A 17480-nucleotide genomic window follows, 5' to 3' on the forward strand; every position below is an offset into this window, starting at 1 on the left:
GTTTGAGTACAAATGAATTGGATTATAAAAAAGGTCTTATTGAGGAATTACTTGAAGTTTATCCAACGAAAACACAGAAATTCAGAAAAAAACACTTCGAAATTGCAGATAGTGAGAATATAGAGACTGGACAATGTTCTATTAAATCAAATATTAAATCACGCCCAGGTGTTATGACGGCTCGTGGCTGTGCTTACGCTGGTTCAAAAGGTGTGGTTTGGGGACCGATTAAAGATATGGTTCATATCAGTCATGGTCCTGTTGGATGTGGTCAATATAGCTGGGGCACTCGCCGTAACTATGCGCATGGTACTCTAGGCGTTAATAACTTTACTGCTATGCAGGTAACAAGTGATTTCCAAGAAAGAGATATCGTCTTTGGTGGAGATAAAAAGCTAGAAGAGCTGTGTCGCGAAATTAAAGAAATGTTTCCACTTGCTCAAGGGATATCGATCCAATCAGAATGTCCAGTAGGGCTTATTGGTGACGATATCGAAGCAGTCGGTAAAAAAATGACGAAGGAATTAGAAATTCCAGTTATTCCAGTTCGTTGTGAAGGATTCCGTGGGGTCAGCCAATCGCTAGGACATCACATTGCCAATGATGCGATACGTGACCATTTAATGGGTACTGGCGAATTAGAGGACTCAAGCCCTTATGATGTAGCCATTATTGGAGATTACAATATCGGTGGTGACGCTTGGGCTTCTCGTATTCTATTAGAAGAGATTGGATTAAGAGTTATTGCCCAATGGTCTGGAGATGGATCGATTAATGAATTGACTATTGCGCATAAATCTAAGCTAAACCTGATTCACTGCTACCGTTCCATGAACTATATGGCGACAACAATGGAAGAAAAATATGGGACTCCTTGGATGGAATATAATTTCTTTGGCCCAACAAAAACGATTGAAAGCCTTCGTGCGATTGCTGCTTATTTTGACGAAACGATTCAAGCAAATGCTGAAAGAGTTATTGCAGAATATCAAAAAGAAATGGATGAACTCATTGCTAAATACCGCCCTCGTTTAGAAGGAAAAAAAGTAATGCTACTAATTGGTGGATTACGACCACGTCATACAATTGGTGCTTATGAAGACTTAGGAATGGAAATCGTTGCAACTGGGTATGAATTTGCTCATAAAGATGACTATGAAAAAACGTTTGAAGATTTAAGAGAAGGAACCATTCTTTACGATGACCCCGCTGCTTTTGATTTAGAATTTTTAGCAGAAAAATTAGATGTTGATTTAATGGGTGCAGGGGTAAAAGAAAAGTATGTATACCATAAAATGGGTATTCCGTTTAGACAAATGCATTCATGGGATTACAGCGGTCCTTACCATGGTTTTGATGGTTTTAAAATCTTTGCAAGAGATATGGATATCGCCATTAACAGTCCGGTTTGGGATCTAATGGATGCACCATTTTAAAAAGGGGGGGATACGATGACTAAAAAACTAGAAATTAAAGATCATAATACGTTATTTCAATCTGAAAAATATGTAAAGCAAGCAGAAGCTAAGAAGCTTTTTGAAGCACCGTGTTCTACACAAGAAATAGACGATACGGTTGATTTTTTAAAAACGGAAGAATATAAAGAGAAAAACTTTAGTCGTTCAGCAGCGACAATCAATCCTGCAAAAGCCTGTCAGCCATTAGGAGCGGTGCTTGCAGGATTAGGATTTGAAGGAACATTGCCTTTTGTTCATGGATCACAAGGGTGTGTAGCTTATTTTCGCAGTCATTTTGCTCGTCACTTTAAGGAGCCGGTTCCTGCTGTATCATCTTCTATGACAGAGGATGGAGCAGTATTTGGAGGAATGAGAAATTTAATCGAAGGTCTACAAAATAGTACCGCTCTATATAAACCAAAAATGATCGCTGTTAGTACGACGTGTATGGCAGAGGTTATTGGGGATGATTTAAGCGCCTTTATTGAAAATGCTCGGATTGAAGGAGCGATCGATAAGGATTATCCAGTGCCATTTACAAATACGCCAAGCTTTGTTGGCTCTCATATTACTGGATACGATAGCATGATACGTTCTATTTTAGCTTATCTTTCCGAAAAACATGGCGACTTAGAAAACAAAGTGCCTTCTGAAAAAATCAATATTATTCCAGGCTTTGATACTTATACAGGTAACTTTGCTGAGCTTAAGAGAATACTAGAGCTAATGGGTGTTGATTATACGATCCTTGGAGATCATAGTGAAAACTTAGATTCGCCAGCAGCTGGTGAATATAATTATTACAATGGTGGTACAAAATTAGAGGATGTAGCTCAAGCCCCTAATGCAAAAGGTACACTTCTTTTACAAAAGTATTCAACAATTAAAACGGCAAAATATGTTAAAAATAAATGGAAGCAAGAAGCCGTACCAATGTCTGTTCCAATAGGAATAAAAAGTACGGATCAATTATTAGAAAGCATTAAACAATTGTCAGGTAAGGAAATTCCTCAAGCTTTAAAAGATGAGCGCGGTCGTGTGGTAGATGCATTGACAGATTCACATGCTTATTTACATGGGAAACGTGTTGCTTTAGCAGGAGATCCAGATCTATTACTAGGTTTAATTTCCTTCTGTCTAGAAGTAGGAATTGAACCAGTTCACATTGTCTGTACAAATGGAGATAAAAAGTTTGTTAAAGAAGCGGAAGAATTATTAAAAACTAGTCCGTATGGATTAGAAGGAAAAATACATGCAGGAAAAGACCTGTGGCATATGCGCTCCTTATTATTAACTGAACCAGTTGATTTTGCTATCGGAAGCACACACATGAAATATTGTGCAAAGGATGCAAATATTCCATTAGTCAGAATTGGATTCCCAATCTTTGACCGTCATCACATGCATCGTTATCCAATCATTGGTTATCAAGGAACCTTGAATGTGTTAACGCTAATTGTTAATACATTATTACAACAATTGGACGACGAAGCACCTGATCACAGCTTTGATGCAGTAAGATAAAACGGATTTTGTCAGTGGGGAATTGCGACTTCCCCACTGTTTATTAGTTTAATAGAAATCACTTCAATTTTAAAGTAAGATGATTTATCCGTTCGATGGAAGGAGGATTGCTGTGAAAAATTATGTTATGGAAGCTTTTCAAGAACCCGCATGTGAACATAATCAGACCAATGTTAACCATAAAGGTTGTGCAAGACCCAAACCGGGTGAAGCTGCTGGAGGATGTTCTTTTGATGGGGCACAGATTACCCTCCTGCCAATAGCCGATGCAGCTCATCTCGTACACGGCCCTATTGCCTGTGGAGGAAATAGCTGGGAAGGACGAGGTAGCCTTAGTTCCGGCTCTTATCTTTATCAATACGGCTTAACAACGGATTTAAATGAACAAGATATTATTTTTGGTGGAGAAAAGAAATTACGTGAAGCGATTCAAGAAATTACAAAAAGGTTTAATCCCCCTGCTGTTTTTGTCTACTCTACCTGTATAACAGCCTTGATCGGCGTAGATTTAGATGCTATTTGTCGCAGTGAGACACAAAATTTGAACATTCCGATCATTCCTGTAAACAGTCCTGGTTTTGTTGGGAGTAAAAATCTTGGAAACCGCTTGGCTGGAGAGGCTTTATTAGATTACGTGATTGGAACAGCAGAACCCCCTAAAGAAACCCCCTGGGATGTTAATTTAATTGGAGAATATAATATTGCCGGTGAAGGTTGGGATATTCAAGCTTTATTTGATCAAGTAGGCATTCGCGTATTGTCTAGAATAACCGGTGATGGGAGATTTAATGAAATACGCTGGGCTCACAAAGCGAAGGTAAATATGGTTGTATGCAGTCGGGCTTTGATTAATATGGCTAGAACAATGGAAGAAAAATATGAAATTCCCTATTTTGAAGGCTCTTTTTATGGTGCGAAGGAAACAACCTTATCGCTAAAAACATTGGCCTTTTTGTTAAATGATAAGGAACTAATAAAACGAGTGAATGAGTTTACGAAAATAGAAGAGCAAAACCTAGACTACGAGCTTTCGGAGTATCGAAAGGTTTTAAAAGGAAAACGTGCCATTCTTTATACAGGTGGAGTCAAAAGCTGGTCCATAATTACTGCTTTGCAGGAATTAGGTATTGAGGTTGTTGGTGTTGGGACAAATAAAAGTACAAACGAGGATGTAGCGAGAATAAAAGAACGAGCTGGTCATGACGTTGTATTAATTGAATCAGGTGGAGCAAGTAAAATTTTACAAACGTTCCGTAAAGAAAAGGCCGACATTATGATCGCCGGTGGACGGAATATGTATGTTGCCTTAAAAGAACATATTCCATTTATCGATGTCAATCAAGAAAGGCATCACGCATATGCGGGGTATGTTGGGTTAAAAAGATTAGCTGAGCAGCTTGTCAATTCTATTGAGCATCCTGTTTGGGAAATGGTTCAGCTTCAGCCGCCATGGAAGGAGCAACTGTAAAATGGTTATCTTTAAAAAAGAAAAAAAACTAGCTATTAATCCATTGAAAGTGAGTCAGCCATTGGGTGGAGTTTTGGCGCTGCAAGGATTATTCCGTACAATGCCAATTGTTCATGGCTCACAGGGCTGTGCTGCTTTTATCAAAGCGTTGATGACTCAACACTTTCGTGAGCCTATTTCACTTCAAACAACAGCTCTCCAGGAAATGAATATAATTTTCGGTGCTGAACAAAGCATGGTTGAAGCATTAGATATTGTCATAGAAAAGCATACCCCCTCCATTATTGCAGTTTTAAGTACAGCGCTAACGGAAACAGCAGGTGATGATTTAAACGGAAATATAAAAAATTATAAAAAAGATAGATGTCAGGATGATTGCTTTATCTTCCCTGTTACTCTGCCTGATTTTGAAGGTTCTTTAGAATCAGGCTATCGCTTAACGGTAGAGGCGTTGGTAAAAGAGTTGATTCATTCAAGTAAGGCCCAGTTACCAATGAAGAAAGTAAAAAATCAAGTCAATTTATTACCAAGTGCACATTTGACGCCAGGTGATGTCATGGAATTGAAACGAATTATTTCCTCTTTTGGACTAGAGGTCATCACGGCTCCTGATTTGTCTACATCATTGGGTGGGGCTCTTGCAAAAGGATTCTCTCCTATTACACGAGGGGGAGCCACCTTTGATCAATTACAACGGTTATTAAGCTCTGAAATGACGATAGCGGTGGGAGCAAGCATGGAAGGAGCAGCAAAAGCATTAGGTCAATTTGCTGAAATTCCTTATAAAATGTTCAATAGTTTATCAGGTCTAAAGGCAAACGATGAATTTTTTTCCTTCTTACAACATTTAAGTGGCAAGCCAGTCCCTCAAACTTATCGATGGGAGCGCGATAATTTACTGGATTGCATGTTGGATGCTCATTTTTATTTTTCAGGAAAAAAAATAGTGGCAGCATTGGAACCTGATCATCTCTATTCTATCATCGAATTGTGTAAAGAGATGGGCGGGAAAATGGCAGGATTAGTCACTACTTTTTCTACTCCACTTTTATCAGAAATAGAGGAAGAAATAATAATTGGTGATTTAGATGATTTAGAAAAGATGGCTGCGGATGCTGATTTATGGATTAGCAATTCACATGGTGAGCAAGGCTCTAGTCGCATGAAAATCCCATTTCTTCCAATGGGATTTCCAATATTTCATCAGATCGGGAGTTCATTGGCAACAAGCATAGGCTATAGAGGGACTACTGAATTGATTATTAAAATGAGTAATTTATTAATAGAGGAAAGTGGGAAAATACATGATGAAAGTCGCATTTGCTACCGGTGATGGTGAGCATATAGATACACATTTTGGTTTCTGTGAAGCATTTGATATATACGAAATTACGAAAGAAAAATACGAGAAACTTGTGACGAGAGAAATAGCGGATGATTTAGATGGAAGTGAAAATGGACGAATAGAAGATCGGTTAAATATGGTAATAGATTGTACGTTATTATTTATTACGCAAATTGGACCAGCTGCTGCAGCACGAGTAACTAGAAGCAAAATTATGCCTGTTAAAGTAAAGGAAGGAACATCGATTCAAGAACAATTAGACAAGTTGCTAGCGATGCTGCAAACGAATCCTCCTCTATGGTTGGCAAAAGCACTTAATAGTAGAGAAGAAACAGAGAGTAGCCTTTAAGAGTAGTAGAATAAGTTTAATCGGGGGGATGAGTATGAGTTCATTGCTAGAGCAAGAGAAGATCATGGATGCGCAAAATCGATACAGTAGGCAATTGAAATTACTTGGAGAAGAAGGGCAGCAAAAATTAAAAAATGCTACGGTCCTTATTGCAGGTATTGGCGGTTTAGGTGGGACAACAGCCATTTATCTAGCTGCTGCAGGAATTGGAAAGCTTATTATTGCTCATGAAGGAAAAATTGTTCCTCCGGATTTGAATCGACAAATCTTAATGGATAGTCAAAAAATTGGAGAGGACAGAATTCCTTGTGCCATCGAGAGTTTAAAACGAATCAATCCAGAGGTCGTTGTTGAGGCATATCCTGAGAGAATCAGCTATCAAGCCTCTTATCCTTGGGTTGAGAAATCTGATATTGTGGTCGATGCTCGATATGATTTCCCTGAAAGATATGAATTGAATCATTTATGTGTTGATATTGGAAAACCAATGGTCGAGGCGGCCATGTCTGGATTTGAAATTTCCTTAACAACGGTTAAGCCTGGTGAAACAGCATGCTTAGCCTGTATTTTTCCTGATCGTGAGAAGAGCTGGGAGCCTTTAGGTTTCCCTGTTTTAGGCGCCACTTCTGGAATCGCGGGCTGCTTAGCAGCAATTGAAGTGATAAAGGCACTTACTGGAATTGGAGAACCTTATTATAACAAGCTTTATCGGTTTGATTCATTACATTTTACTTCTTCAACCTTTGCTTTAAAACGCAATCCATCCTGTAGTCATTGTTCTGATAAAAGGGGTGTTGAAAAGTGATTAAGAATCCATTAAAGGAGTTGTATGATGCGGAGGACTTTTTTGATTTTTTCAACGTTCCGTTTCATCCAGAAATCTTAAATGTCTCTCGAATGCATATTCTAAAGCGATTCCGAACGTATTTGCAAGAGGAGGGTTATTTAGAGGCTGATTCGAGTGATAAAGAGGTTTGGAAAATGCAAAGAGCCTTTCTATTTCGCGCATATAACGACTTTGTAAAACCAACACCACTAAGACAAAAATTTTTTCCGGAGTTTTATAAACAAAATGGAAAGTTCCTTCCGTTTAATCAGATTAAAGCAAAGGGTGAAAATTGATGATGCAATTTACAGAGGATGCTGCAAAAAAAGTTCTGGAGCTTGTTGATGAAGAAAAAAGAAATGATTTAGGAATTAGAATTTATGCTCAGTCTAATGAAAGTGAAGTTCAATATGAGGTGTTTTGGGAAGATCGAGCACTTCCGAAGGATATTATTACCCATCAGGAAGGATTGAAAATATTTGTCGATCCTGAATCTAACGAATTGTTAAATGAAACAGTGATCTTTTTTACTGTTCAAGATGGTGAGGAAGGACTGTTCATTATGAAAACGACTTCTAATTGTTCTACCTGTTCTACCGTCTGTTTTTAAAAAAGCTTAATATACGAGGGGGATAGGCATGAGAAGTATTCAATTTTGTGATACGACTTTAAGAGATGGTGAACAGACAGCTGGCGTTGTTTTTTCAGCAGAAGAGAAGCGAATGATTGCACGGCTTTTGGCTGAAGCAGGTGTTGAGCAGGCTGAAGTTGGAATTCCAGCAATGGGGAAAGAAGAACAAAAAATCATCCATTCAATCGTAGACATGCAGCTACCTCTTCAACTATTAACTTGGAATCGTGCTGTTAAACAGGATATCGATGCTTCGAGGCAAGCAGGAGTGGATTGGGTGCATATTTCCATTCCCACATCTGATATCCAAATGCATCACAAATTAAAATTAAACAGACAGGAAATTACTTTGATGATTCAACGAGCTGTGGCATATGCAAAAGCATTTGATTTGCATGTTTCTGTTGGATTTGAAGATGCTTCAAGGGCATCCATTCCATTTTTAATAGAATTAATAAATATTTTATATCTGGATGGTGTAAGGCGATTTCGGTATGCGGACACAGTATCCGTTTTAAATCCAACAACGGCACAATTGAATATCAAAAAAATAATCGATGAATGTCCAGAGGATATGGAATTAGAAATTCATTGCCATAATGATTTTGGCTTGTCAACAGCTAATACGCTCTCTGCAATAAATGCTGGTGCAAAGTGGGCAAGTACCACTATATCTGGGATTGGAGAACGTGCAGGAAATGCTCCATTAGAAGAAGTAGCAATGGCATGGCGACATTTGTACAATGGAAAAGTGCATGTTGATTCTACTTACTTTCATGAATTAGCGGATGCAGTCAGTAAGGCATCAGGAAGAATGCTACCAGAGGCGAAGCCAATTGTCGGTTCAATGGTATTTACTCATGAGTCAGGAATACATGTTGATGGTCTTCTTAAAAATCATGAAACGTATCAAACCTTTGATCCGATGGAGGTTGGACGTACTCATCACTTTGTAGTAGGCAAGCATTCTGGATTTAAATCCATTGCCTATTTTCTTCAAAAAGAAGGCATTTATTTAGATAAACATCAAGGTGAAAAATTACTGGATTATGTTCGATCGATTACAAGTGAAACAAAGAAAACAGTTGATGTTTCCGAATTAAAAAGGATGTTTCATCAATTAAATACATAGAGAGAAAATCATAAAAGTAGTAAAAAAGGGATGTTTGTGAGCATCCCTTTATTTCTGTTTTGATGACGTATAAAGAATTTTTTTTGCTTTATGACACCTTTGAAGGGTTTTTTGAGTCAAATGAACATTTTCCTTTAGGGCTGAACAAGACGCTCCCGCTTTTCTGTATGTCCAGCTCCAGCGCCTAGCCCTTGTGAAAAATAACCCTTTGCCTCTAAAAGTAAAGAGCACTTTTTGAGTCAAATGAACATTTTCCTTCAGGGCTGAACAAGACGCTGCCGCTTTTCTATGTGTCCAGCTCCACCGCCTAGCCCTTGTGAAAAATAACCCTTTGTCTCTAAAAAGTAAAGAGCACTTTTTGAGTCAAATGAACATTTTTCTTCAGGGCTGAACAAGGCGCTGCCGCTTTTCTAAATTTTGACTAGCTTTTAATGCAAAGTCTAAGTCTTCAAGAATGTCTTCAATTGCTTCTGTCCCTACAGATAAGCGAATTAGTTCAGGTGTGACTCCTGAAGCAAGTTGCTCTTCTTCGGACAGCTGTTGATGTGTGGTGCTTGCTGGATGAATGATGAGTGATTTTGAGTCGCCGATATTAGCTAAATGAGAAAATAACTGCACAGAGTTAATTAGTTTTTTAGCAGCTTCTACTCCGCCTTTTATTCCAAACGTTAAGATAGATCCTTGTCCTTTTGGTAAGTATTTCTGAGCCAGCGAATAAGAGGGATGACTGCTTAAACCTGCATAGCTTACCCATTCAACAAGTTCATGTGATTCTAAAAATTGAGCTGTTTTAAGCGCATTTTCACTATGTCGCTCTAATCGCAAATGTAATGTTTCTAAGCCTTGAAGCAATAAGAATGAGTTGAAAGGTGAAAGAGCTGCGCCAATATCTCTTAAAAGCTGAACACGAGCTTTTGTGATATAGGCAGCTTCTCCTGCTGCTTCGGTGTACACAATTCCATGATAGCTAGGATCTGGATTAGTTAAATCTGGGAATTTTCCACTTGCAGCCCAATCAAATTTTCCGCTATCAACGATTACCCCGCCAATCGCAGTGCCGTGGCCTCCGATAAATTTTGTAGCAGAGTGAACCACAATATCTGCACCAAAATCAATTGGACGTAATAAATATGGACTTGGGATCGTGTTATCAACAATAAGAGGAATTCCATTTTCATGGGCAATATCGGCAACGGCTTGTATATCTAGAATATCTCCTTTAGGATTTCCTACCGTTTCTGCATAAATCGCTTTCGTTTTTGGTGTAATAGCTTTTCTAAAGTTTTCAGGATTCTCGGAATCTACAAAGTTCACTTTAATTCCTAATTTAGGGAGGGTTGAGGAAAATAAATTGTATGTACCTCCATATAAACTGCTAGAGGATACAATCTCATCACCAGAAGAAGCGATGTTTAAAATCGAATACGTCGTAGCTGACTGTCCAGATGCGACGCCAAGTGCACCTACTCCACCTTCTAAAGAGGCAATTCTTTTTTCAAATACATCTGTAGTAGGGTTAATAATCCGTGTATACACAAAGCCTTCTTCCTTTAAACTAAATAAGTTTTCGGCATGATCACTGTCTCGAAAACCAAAGGAAGTTGTTTGATAAATCGGTACAGCACGTGATAGTGTAGTAGGATCAAGTTGTTGGCCAGCATGAATGGATTTCGTTTCAGGACGTAATCTTCTTTCTTCTGTCATTTTGAATTCCTCCTTTTTTAAGTTCATAAAACCAATTAATTTAATAGGAATAATAAACTTTGACTATTAATATACTCAGTATGGATTTTCTTGTCAAATACTATTTTGAATTTAATAAAACTTTCACAAATAACCAAGAAAATTCAGGAGATGTTTATGTAGATTATGTGCAGAGTGTTGAGATTCTCTCTTCCTTTTTTTAAAAATTACGACTAGAGATAAAGTGATTTTTATCAAATAACTTAAAAAAACCGCTATAGATTTAACAAAAAACGTTCAAAATTAAATATTGACAACAATATGTGAAAATATGGTATATTCACATATAAATCCGATTAAGTATATAAGAATTATAGTGATTTACCGGTCAACCGGAGATGCTAGAAGACATGCTCAATGTCATTAGCATCTTTTTTTGTTAAAAGGAAGAAATAGTAAAAATCTAGATTAGTAAACATCAAATGCCCCTTAGCTTCTCCGGAACAAATAACCCAATGAGATTAAGGTTATAATTATCACTCATTGGAACATTTGTCTAATCGAGCTAATGGTTCATATGTATTCTTAAACGATTAGAATGAGAAAATTCATTTGAATAATTGATCTTGTTGATTGATATAGAGGAGGTTTTTTATATGGCGAAAAGACAAATTAAAATTTCTGCTTATCTTGTAGGTACGGGTATTCATGTTGGATCTTGGCGTCATCCCGATGCAAAGCCAGATGCAAGTATTGATATTGATTATTATCGCTATTTAGCTCAAGTCGCAGAGAAAGGGAAATTTGATATTGCCTTTATTGCAGATAGTTTAGCAATTAATGAAGACTCACACCCAAATATCCTTAATCGTTTTGATCCTGCTATTTTACTAAGTGCACTTGCAGGAGCAACCACGAAAATTGGTTTAGTTGCTACATCTTCCACGACGTATAATGAGCCTTATAATTTAGCTCGGCAATTTATGTCCATTGATCATGTCAGCAATGGCAGAGCAGGTTGGAACGTGGTAACAACTGGAGATGCTACGGGACTGACTGGACAAAATTTCAGTCAGAGAAATCATCTAGAGCATGATGCCCGTTATGAACGTGCGGAAGAATTCATTGATGTTGTGCAAGGTCTTTGGGATTCATGGGAGGATGATGCGTTTGTTTTCAATAAAGAAACAGGAGAGTTTTTTGATCCAGACAAAATGAATCACTTAAACTATGAAGGGCGCTTTTTTTCAGTAAAGGGACCATTAAATATTGCAAGATCTAAGCAAGGTCAACCGGTTATTATACAAGCGGGTGCTTCTGAACCAGGTCAACGTCTAGCAGCACGAACGGCAGAGGTTGTGTTTTCCCATGTAAAAGATATTGAAAAAGCAAAATCCTTTTACAAAAGCTTAAAAAGCAAGCTGGCCGACTATGGGCGGACATATGATGAACTGCATATCTTGCAGGGGATATCGCCTATTATTGGAGATACAGAGGAAGAAGCAGAAGAGAAGTATAATGAACTTCAAAAATTATTAATTCCCGAACAAGGGCTTCGTTTTTTATCTGGTTATTTAGGAAAAGTAGATTTTAGTCAGTATACTCTTGATACGCCAGCAAAGGAAGTTGAATTCCCAGAAGAGAATGGGATCCAAAGTCATTTTGAAAGAATGAAAGAATTAATTGATAAAGAAAACCCAACCCTACGCGAGCTTTATAATTTATTAGAAGACAGTGCAGGAAAACAGTGGGTAGGAACACCTAATAAAATTGCTGATGGTATAGAAACATGGTTTGTTGAAGGCGCTGCTGATGGATTTATGCTAATTGCACCTCTGCTCCCCCAAGGATTAGAAGATTTTGTAGATAAAGTGGTTCCTATTTTACAAGAGCGCGGGCTTTTTCGATATGAATATGACGGTGAAACATTACGGGAGCACCTTGGACTAAAAAAACCGATTAATTGTTTTGTTACACGTAAAAAGGGTGTCAAACTGTAAAAGATAATCCAAGCGGTGGGGATAGACCTTACCGCTTGGATTATGAATTTTAGAAATCTAATTCTTTAAATTATCCTCATCATTTCGATCTCCAGTAATATGTAAATACATACCAGAAAAAGTAACTTCGATTATCCTTCTCATGAAAATATCCACCTTATATCCTTTTAAGATGAAATGTTTCGTCAAAGATTCACCTACAAATTGGGTACTACCCATTATTGACATTATTCTTAAATTAAACTAGTATTCTCATAAACTTACTTTGGAGGTGTTTTCTTGAAAAAAGTAATAGGATGTTTACACTCACATCATTCCAATATTGAATTGATTGAAAAAGCACTTAGTCATCTTCAGATAGATTTTGTCCATTTTGTAGATCCAGGTTTGGACAGAATAAAAAAGGATAAAGATTTTACATTGGAAAAAGCAAGTAAAAAAATAGAAGATACGCTCAATTGGATTTCATCCTGTCATGTAGATGCGATTTTCATTACTTGTACACATTTTACTGCTATCATGGAAGAGGCTCAAATAAGTCATTCATTACCTATAATAAAAGTTGATGACTCTTTATTTCACAGCATCTGTGAATATAGCAAGCCGCAAATTCTAGTTTTTACAAATCCAAATACGGTAGATGGCACAATGGATCAATTGTTTAAATTCGCTAAACAAAAAGGGAAATTGGTTCAGGTAGAGCCATATTTTATTGAGAATACCTTCGAATTGATCATGCAAGGGAAAAAACAAGAATACATAAAACGTGTCTCCAATGTATTAACTCAGCTTACAATCGATCATCCAGATAAGATTATTTCCGCTGCTCAATTATCAATGGCTCCAGCTGCAGAAAAAGCTGAGAAGGAAACAGGTATTTACATTGGTCATCATTTGAAAGCTTTGCCTTTGTATGGGGGATTTACTCTAGAAGAAGTAAAGAGATAAAATGATGAGGGACAGTCCTTTAACAAATTGTAGACTGTCCCTTTAAAGAATAAAATAATTGTGTTTCATCCTATTTAAATGATTATAGATTTTTTCATATGTCTTTAGAATGCTAGTACACTAATCATTCAATGTTTTGTTAGTTTTAAGTTGAGAAATTTTTATTAAATTTAGAGATTTATTCGTTGATGCTGCTTATTATTTCTTCAGGTTTATAATTCTCACTTGGCATCTTTTTAAAGTGTTTCAAATTCCAAGTAACGATAGGGGTATTAGATTTGCTCTTAGCTAGACAAGATAAATATGCGTCTATATAGTCAACATTATTATTCATAAACTCGTTTAAAGCATCATTAATAACATTCTCTTCATTTATAAAAACACCGTCTAACTTTAAAAACTTTTGAAGAGAAATAGCTAGGTCGTACTTACTAATTCCATAACTTTGATTAGAGAGTACCCATATAATCTCTGCAATAATGATCGGATCAACGATTATAGATATTTTACCTTCTTCTGCTAGCAAGAATAATTCTCTTGCTTTATAAGCTTGTTCTTTTGGTTCTCCGGTAAGAAGTCTAATAATAATGTTTGTGTCGGCGAAAAATCTATTAATCATCCTCTTGTCCATTCTTCCATTTTTCCCCTAATGCTTCTTTTGCAACCTTTCTTTCTGTTTCAAAATTTAAAACTGGAGATTTTAGCTTCAATGAACCAAAAACATCCTCTAAGTCTGTTTTTTTAATTACATTAATTACTGGCAGATTGTCAACAAATTTGAATTCAAGTCTATCTCCCTCTTGAATATTTAATCTATTTCTTAATTCTATAGGGATTGTGACCTGTCCTTTTTGAGTTACTCTTCCACTAACAAGACTCTTATCATTCAATACAATCACCTCTTTAATTATAATTATAATGTATTACAAAATTAAAGTAAAACTAATAAAAAAGTATTACATGAAAAATAGGTAATATAAGAAATAACATCAAAGGTTATTATTTAAATCGTGTCTTGACATTATAGAGAGAAAAGTTTAAAATAAAAATACAAACATACGTTCTATTTTGGTTTAATATATAAATGAAGATTTTTAATTCCTCAAGTAAGTATCTTTTCGTTTTCGAGTAGGACTCATCACCTTACAGCAATAGACAACTAACTGTTTAATTCCTCTTTATTTAATCTTGCAGAAACTTCTCACGTTCACGCTTAAAGAAATATCTTATTTTTCTGATTCAAAGTATTTGATGAAAAAAGAGAAAGAAAAGGAGTATTTCGTATGACTGTTATAATAGAGAGCATTGGTTTGAAAGGAATGGAAGGCTATAAAGTAAATGTAGAAGTTCAATCTATTATTGGCAGAGATGCCATTCATATTGTTGGCTTGCCAGATGCTTCTGTAAGGGAATCAAAAGAACGAATTACTGCTGCTTTTTACTCTCTTGGTTATTATATGAATGGTAAAAAAATTATTATAAACTTAACACCTTCGGAACAAAGAAAAAACGGTCCATTGTTTGATCTTCCTATAGCAATTGGGATTCTGATTAGTATGGATGTAATCCAATTGAAAATATCTGAAGATGTTGGTTTTATTGGTGCATTGTCACTAGATGGATCTATTCAACCATTTGAAGGGATGCTCCCTATTATATTATCAGCGAGAAAATTAGGATTTAAAAGATTATATCTTCCGTTTGATCGAAAGCTCCCTCATATAGAAATTGATGAATTAGAATTATGCTATGTTACCTCTATTCAAGAAGTCATTCAACATTTATCCGGTCAAATCACTCTACACCTGTATTCAAGTCTAGCAGAAGAAAGGTCTACTCCAACTGAATACATAGATTTCTCACAAATTATTGGACATACAGAAGCGAAGTATGCATTAACTGTAGCTGCTGCAGGAGCGCATCATTTGTTAATGACGGGACCTCCTGGATGCGGAAAAACGATGCTTGCTGAAAGTATGCCCTCTATTTTAGCTCCCTTAACAAGGAATGAGCAGCTAGAGATGATGAGTATTTATCAAATAGGCGGTGTAGATTATAGGAATGGGAACCAACCTTCTTTTCGATTACCTCATCATTCTGCATCTGCTATTTCAATTATTGGAGGGGGCCAATACCCTAAACCTGGAGAAATATCGTTAGCCCATCGAGGGATATTGTTTTTAGATGAAATAGCAGAATATTCAAAGAAAACGCTCGATATGCTTAGACAACCTATTGAAAATGGTTATGTAACGATTAACCGAGTGAATTCTAGCGTAACCTTTCCTGCTTCATTTATTCTAATTGGTGCGATGAATCCATGCCCTTGTGGTTATTATGGATCGCAGACTCATTATTGTACATGTACAAAAAAGCAAATACTGATGTACCAAAATAAGCTATCAGGTCCAATTCGTGATCGTTTTGATATTAATTTATCATTAAGCTCAGTGAAGATAAAAGATTCCTCTTTCCATGATTATGGTTCTTCTAAAGCTATTAGTATGAAAGTAGAGGACGCGAGAAAAAGGCAATATGATCGTTATGGAATGGAAGTTTGTAATAGTCGTATATCAATTGATATTCTTCAAAAGTTAAGTCCATTATCAAAGGAACAAAAGCAGGTTCTACACCATCTATCCATAAAAAATAATTTGAGTAATCGCATTCAAATCAAAATTATTAGACTGGCACGAACAATTTCTGATCTTGAAGGGCAATTTGCCATTACGGATGAAAGTATTTGGAAAGCTATCCAATTAAATAACCATGAAAGAGAGAAACCGAAAATAAAGAATGTTCAATGAAATTACAAAGTTAATCGATTATCTCTAATATAAAAAACGCTTCTGAATGATCTCAGAAGCGCACTGTATTATTGAATCTCTAATTGTTGTTTTAGTTCGGTCTGAATTCTTTGCTTTTCTTCATCGGAAACTAGCAAGTAATAAACCTTATTGATTTTTGTTCCTTTTCCGCTTACGGTTAACTGTTGAATATCGTTGCTGGCATCTTTATAGTTCTGTTGAATATCAATCATTTCATCAAAGGTTAAGTTTGTTTTAATATTTTTACTTAACGCTGTAAATATTTCATTAAAATTGGTAAGGGACGACAAGCTTGCACCTTCTTTGATCACTTCTTGAATAATTTGACGTTGTCTTAACTGACGTCCAAAGTCTCCTCTTGGGTCATCATACCGCATCCGTGAGTATTTCAATGCTTTTTCTCCGTTTAGCGTCACTTCTCCTTTCGGGAAATGAACTCCTTCGTAGGTGAAGTCAAGATCATTATTTACGGTAATTCCGCCAACTGAATCAACAATATCCTTAAAGCCTTCCATATTGATTTGCATGTAATAATCTATAGGAATGTTAAGAAAATTTTCTACTGTATTGATTGACATTTCAATCCCGCCAAAAGCATAAGCGTGGTTGATCTTATCAGTTGTCCCATGACCGATAATTTCGGTACGTGTATCACGCGGGATACTAATCATTTTCACCGAATTGTTATTTGGATTAACGGTTAAGACAATGATGGAATCTGATCGACCCCGATCGCCTTTACGCTCGTCGACACCAAGCATTAATACGGAGAAGGGCTCTTTTTTCTCTAATGATATCTCTTCAATTCTTTTTTCTGATTTATCGCGTTTTAATGGCTGATGCATGGTGCTAACTGCTTCAGACAAGGATCTGTATACGGTAAAGCCATATACTCCAGATGCAATAAATAAAAGTAAGACAACAATCCCTGTTATCCGAAGCCATTTTCTCTTTTTCTTTTTCTTTTGTTTATTCGACCTCATTCACTTAAAACCCCCATAGAATGTCAAAAAATGAAAGTATCTACTTTAAGAATAACAGAAAAGATAGAAAATTTGTAGCCATTTATTTACTTTCATAGGGACCTTCGTAGGAGAAGAGATCTTCATAGCATAAGTGTAGTTGGAGGCTGTTTATCCCGCATTAACGGGCAGTAAGACCTCCACCTCAAGGTTATGAGTGTAAACGAAAAATCCTAGGTGGAAGATAACTGCCCGTAAAAGCTCGACGACGGGACAGGACGCCCTAGTCAGGCGAATGCCGCAGGATGTGGCAGGTATGAGCGTGAT

At 36.6% G+C, this 17480-nt stretch carries 16 protein-coding genes; 12 read left to right on the plus strand and 4 right to left on the minus strand.

The genetic code is table 11. The annotated features are described in order from the left end of the window. Nucleotides 1-2: 2 nt before the first annotated feature. The 9 genes from nifD to nifV all read left to right on the plus strand — a co-directional run bounded on the left by nifD (nt 3) and on the right by nifV (nt 8732). Complete coding sequence (gene nifD / locus FDO66_RS11885) at nt 3-1436, plus strand: nitrogenase molybdenum-iron protein alpha chain (RefSeq protein ID WP_141432872.1); 1434 nt, start codon at nt 3-5, stop codon at nt 1434-1436. A gap of 15 nt (nt 1437-1451) precedes the next feature. Next, entirely contained in the window at nt 1452-2981 is a 1530-nt protein-coding gene (gene nifK, locus FDO66_RS11890) for a nitrogenase molybdenum-iron protein subunit beta (protein WP_141432873.1), read from the plus strand. A 112-nt stretch (nt 2982-3093) separates the two neighbouring features. Beyond that, nucleotides 3094-4449, plus strand: coding sequence for a nitrogenase iron-molybdenum cofactor biosynthesis protein NifE (gene nifE, locus FDO66_RS11895; RefSeq protein ID WP_258535712.1), 1356 nt, complete (start codon nt 3094-3096; stop codon nt 4447-4449). Between the two features lies 1 nt (nt 4450). Next, a complete protein-coding gene (nifN, locus tag FDO66_RS11900; protein ID WP_141432874.1) occupies nt 4451-5782 on the plus strand; it encodes a nitrogenase iron-molybdenum cofactor biosynthesis protein NifN in 1332 nt (443 codons plus the stop codon). Continuing rightward, a complete protein-coding gene (nifX, locus tag FDO66_RS11905) occupies nt 5754-6143 on the plus strand; it encodes a nitrogen fixation protein NifX (RefSeq protein ID WP_258535713.1) in 390 nt (129 codons plus the stop codon). The genes nifN and nifX overlap by 29 nt, the downstream gene beginning before the upstream one ends. A gap of 34 nt (nt 6144-6177) precedes the next feature. Further along, nucleotides 6178-6948: a HesA/MoeB/ThiF family protein gene (locus tag FDO66_RS11910; protein WP_258535714.1), complete on the plus strand. Its 771-nt coding sequence runs from the start codon at nt 6178-6180 to the stop codon at nt 6946-6948. After that, on the plus strand, nt 6945-7265 hold the full coding sequence (locus tag FDO66_RS11915) for a nitrogenase-stabilizing/protective protein NifW (protein WP_141432876.1): 321 nt from the start codon (nt 6945-6947) through the stop codon (nt 7263-7265). Before FDO66_RS11910 ends, FDO66_RS11915 begins: the two co-directional genes overlap by 4 nt. Further along, entirely contained in the window at nt 7265-7579 is a 315-nt protein-coding gene (locus FDO66_RS11920; RefSeq protein ID WP_141432877.1) for a HesB/IscA family protein, read from the plus strand. Before FDO66_RS11915 ends, FDO66_RS11920 begins: the two co-directional genes overlap by 1 nt. Nucleotides 7580-7607: 28 nt before the next feature. Continuing rightward, nucleotides 7608-8732 carry a homocitrate synthase gene (nifV, locus tag FDO66_RS11925; RefSeq protein WP_141432878.1) on the plus strand — a complete coding sequence of 375 codons (1125 nt, stop codon included), beginning with the start codon at nt 7608-7610 and terminating at the stop codon, nt 8730-8732. A gap of 381 nt (nt 8733-9113) precedes the next feature. Here the strand turns inward: nifV and FDO66_RS11930 are convergent, their stop codons facing one another. Further along, entirely contained in the window at nt 9114-10436 is a 1323-nt protein-coding gene (locus FDO66_RS11930) for a homocysteine synthase (protein WP_141432879.1), read from the minus strand. Between the two features lie 635 nt (nt 10437-11071). On the opposite strand from FDO66_RS11930, the gene FDO66_RS11935 reads away from it, so the two are divergent. Continuing rightward, nucleotides 11072-12415 (plus strand): LLM class flavin-dependent oxidoreductase, encoded by a 1344-nt coding sequence (locus FDO66_RS11935; protein WP_141432880.1) that lies wholly within the window; start codon nt 11072-11074, stop codon nt 12413-12415. 279 nt (nt 12416-12694) lie between these two features. Then, nucleotides 12695-13363, plus strand: coding sequence for a hypothetical protein (locus tag FDO66_RS11940; protein WP_141432881.1), 669 nt, complete (start codon nt 12695-12697; stop codon nt 13361-13363). Between the two features lie 178 nt (nt 13364-13541). Here FDO66_RS11940 and FDO66_RS11945 read toward each other — a convergent pair whose 3' ends face one another. Together FDO66_RS11945 and FDO66_RS11950 are read right to left on the minus strand one after the other, a co-directional pair. Further along, the gene (locus FDO66_RS11945; protein ID WP_141432882.1) at nt 13542-13994 is read right to left on the minus strand and encodes a type II toxin-antitoxin system VapC family toxin; all 453 of its coding nucleotides are present in this window, start codon (nt 13992-13994) and stop codon (nt 13542-13544) included. Further along, a complete protein-coding gene (locus FDO66_RS11950; protein WP_181444550.1) occupies nt 13975-14253 on the minus strand; it encodes an AbrB/MazE/SpoVT family DNA-binding domain-containing protein in 279 nt (92 codons plus the stop codon). The genes FDO66_RS11945 and FDO66_RS11950 overlap by 20 nt, the downstream gene beginning before the upstream one ends. Nucleotides 14254-14646: 393 nt before the next feature. Between FDO66_RS11950 and FDO66_RS11955 the strand changes: the two genes are divergently transcribed. Then, on the plus strand, nt 14647-16170 hold the full coding sequence (locus tag FDO66_RS11955; RefSeq protein WP_141432884.1) for a YifB family Mg chelatase-like AAA ATPase: 1524 nt from the start codon (nt 14647-14649) through the stop codon (nt 16168-16170). A gap of 68 nt (nt 16171-16238) precedes the next feature. Here FDO66_RS11955 and tagU read toward each other — a convergent pair whose 3' ends face one another. Beyond that, the gene (gene tagU, locus FDO66_RS11960) at nt 16239-17174 is read right to left on the minus strand and encodes a polyisoprenyl-teichoic acid--peptidoglycan teichoic acid transferase TagU (protein WP_141432885.1); all 936 of its coding nucleotides are present in this window, start codon (nt 17172-17174) and stop codon (nt 16239-16241) included. Nucleotides 17175-17480 lie beyond the last annotated feature (306 nt).

Source organism: Bacillus sp. 03113 (assembly GCF_006546985.1).
In the GTDB taxonomy this organism is placed as follows: Bacteria; Bacillota; Bacilli; order Bacillales; family Cytobacillaceae; genus VATK01.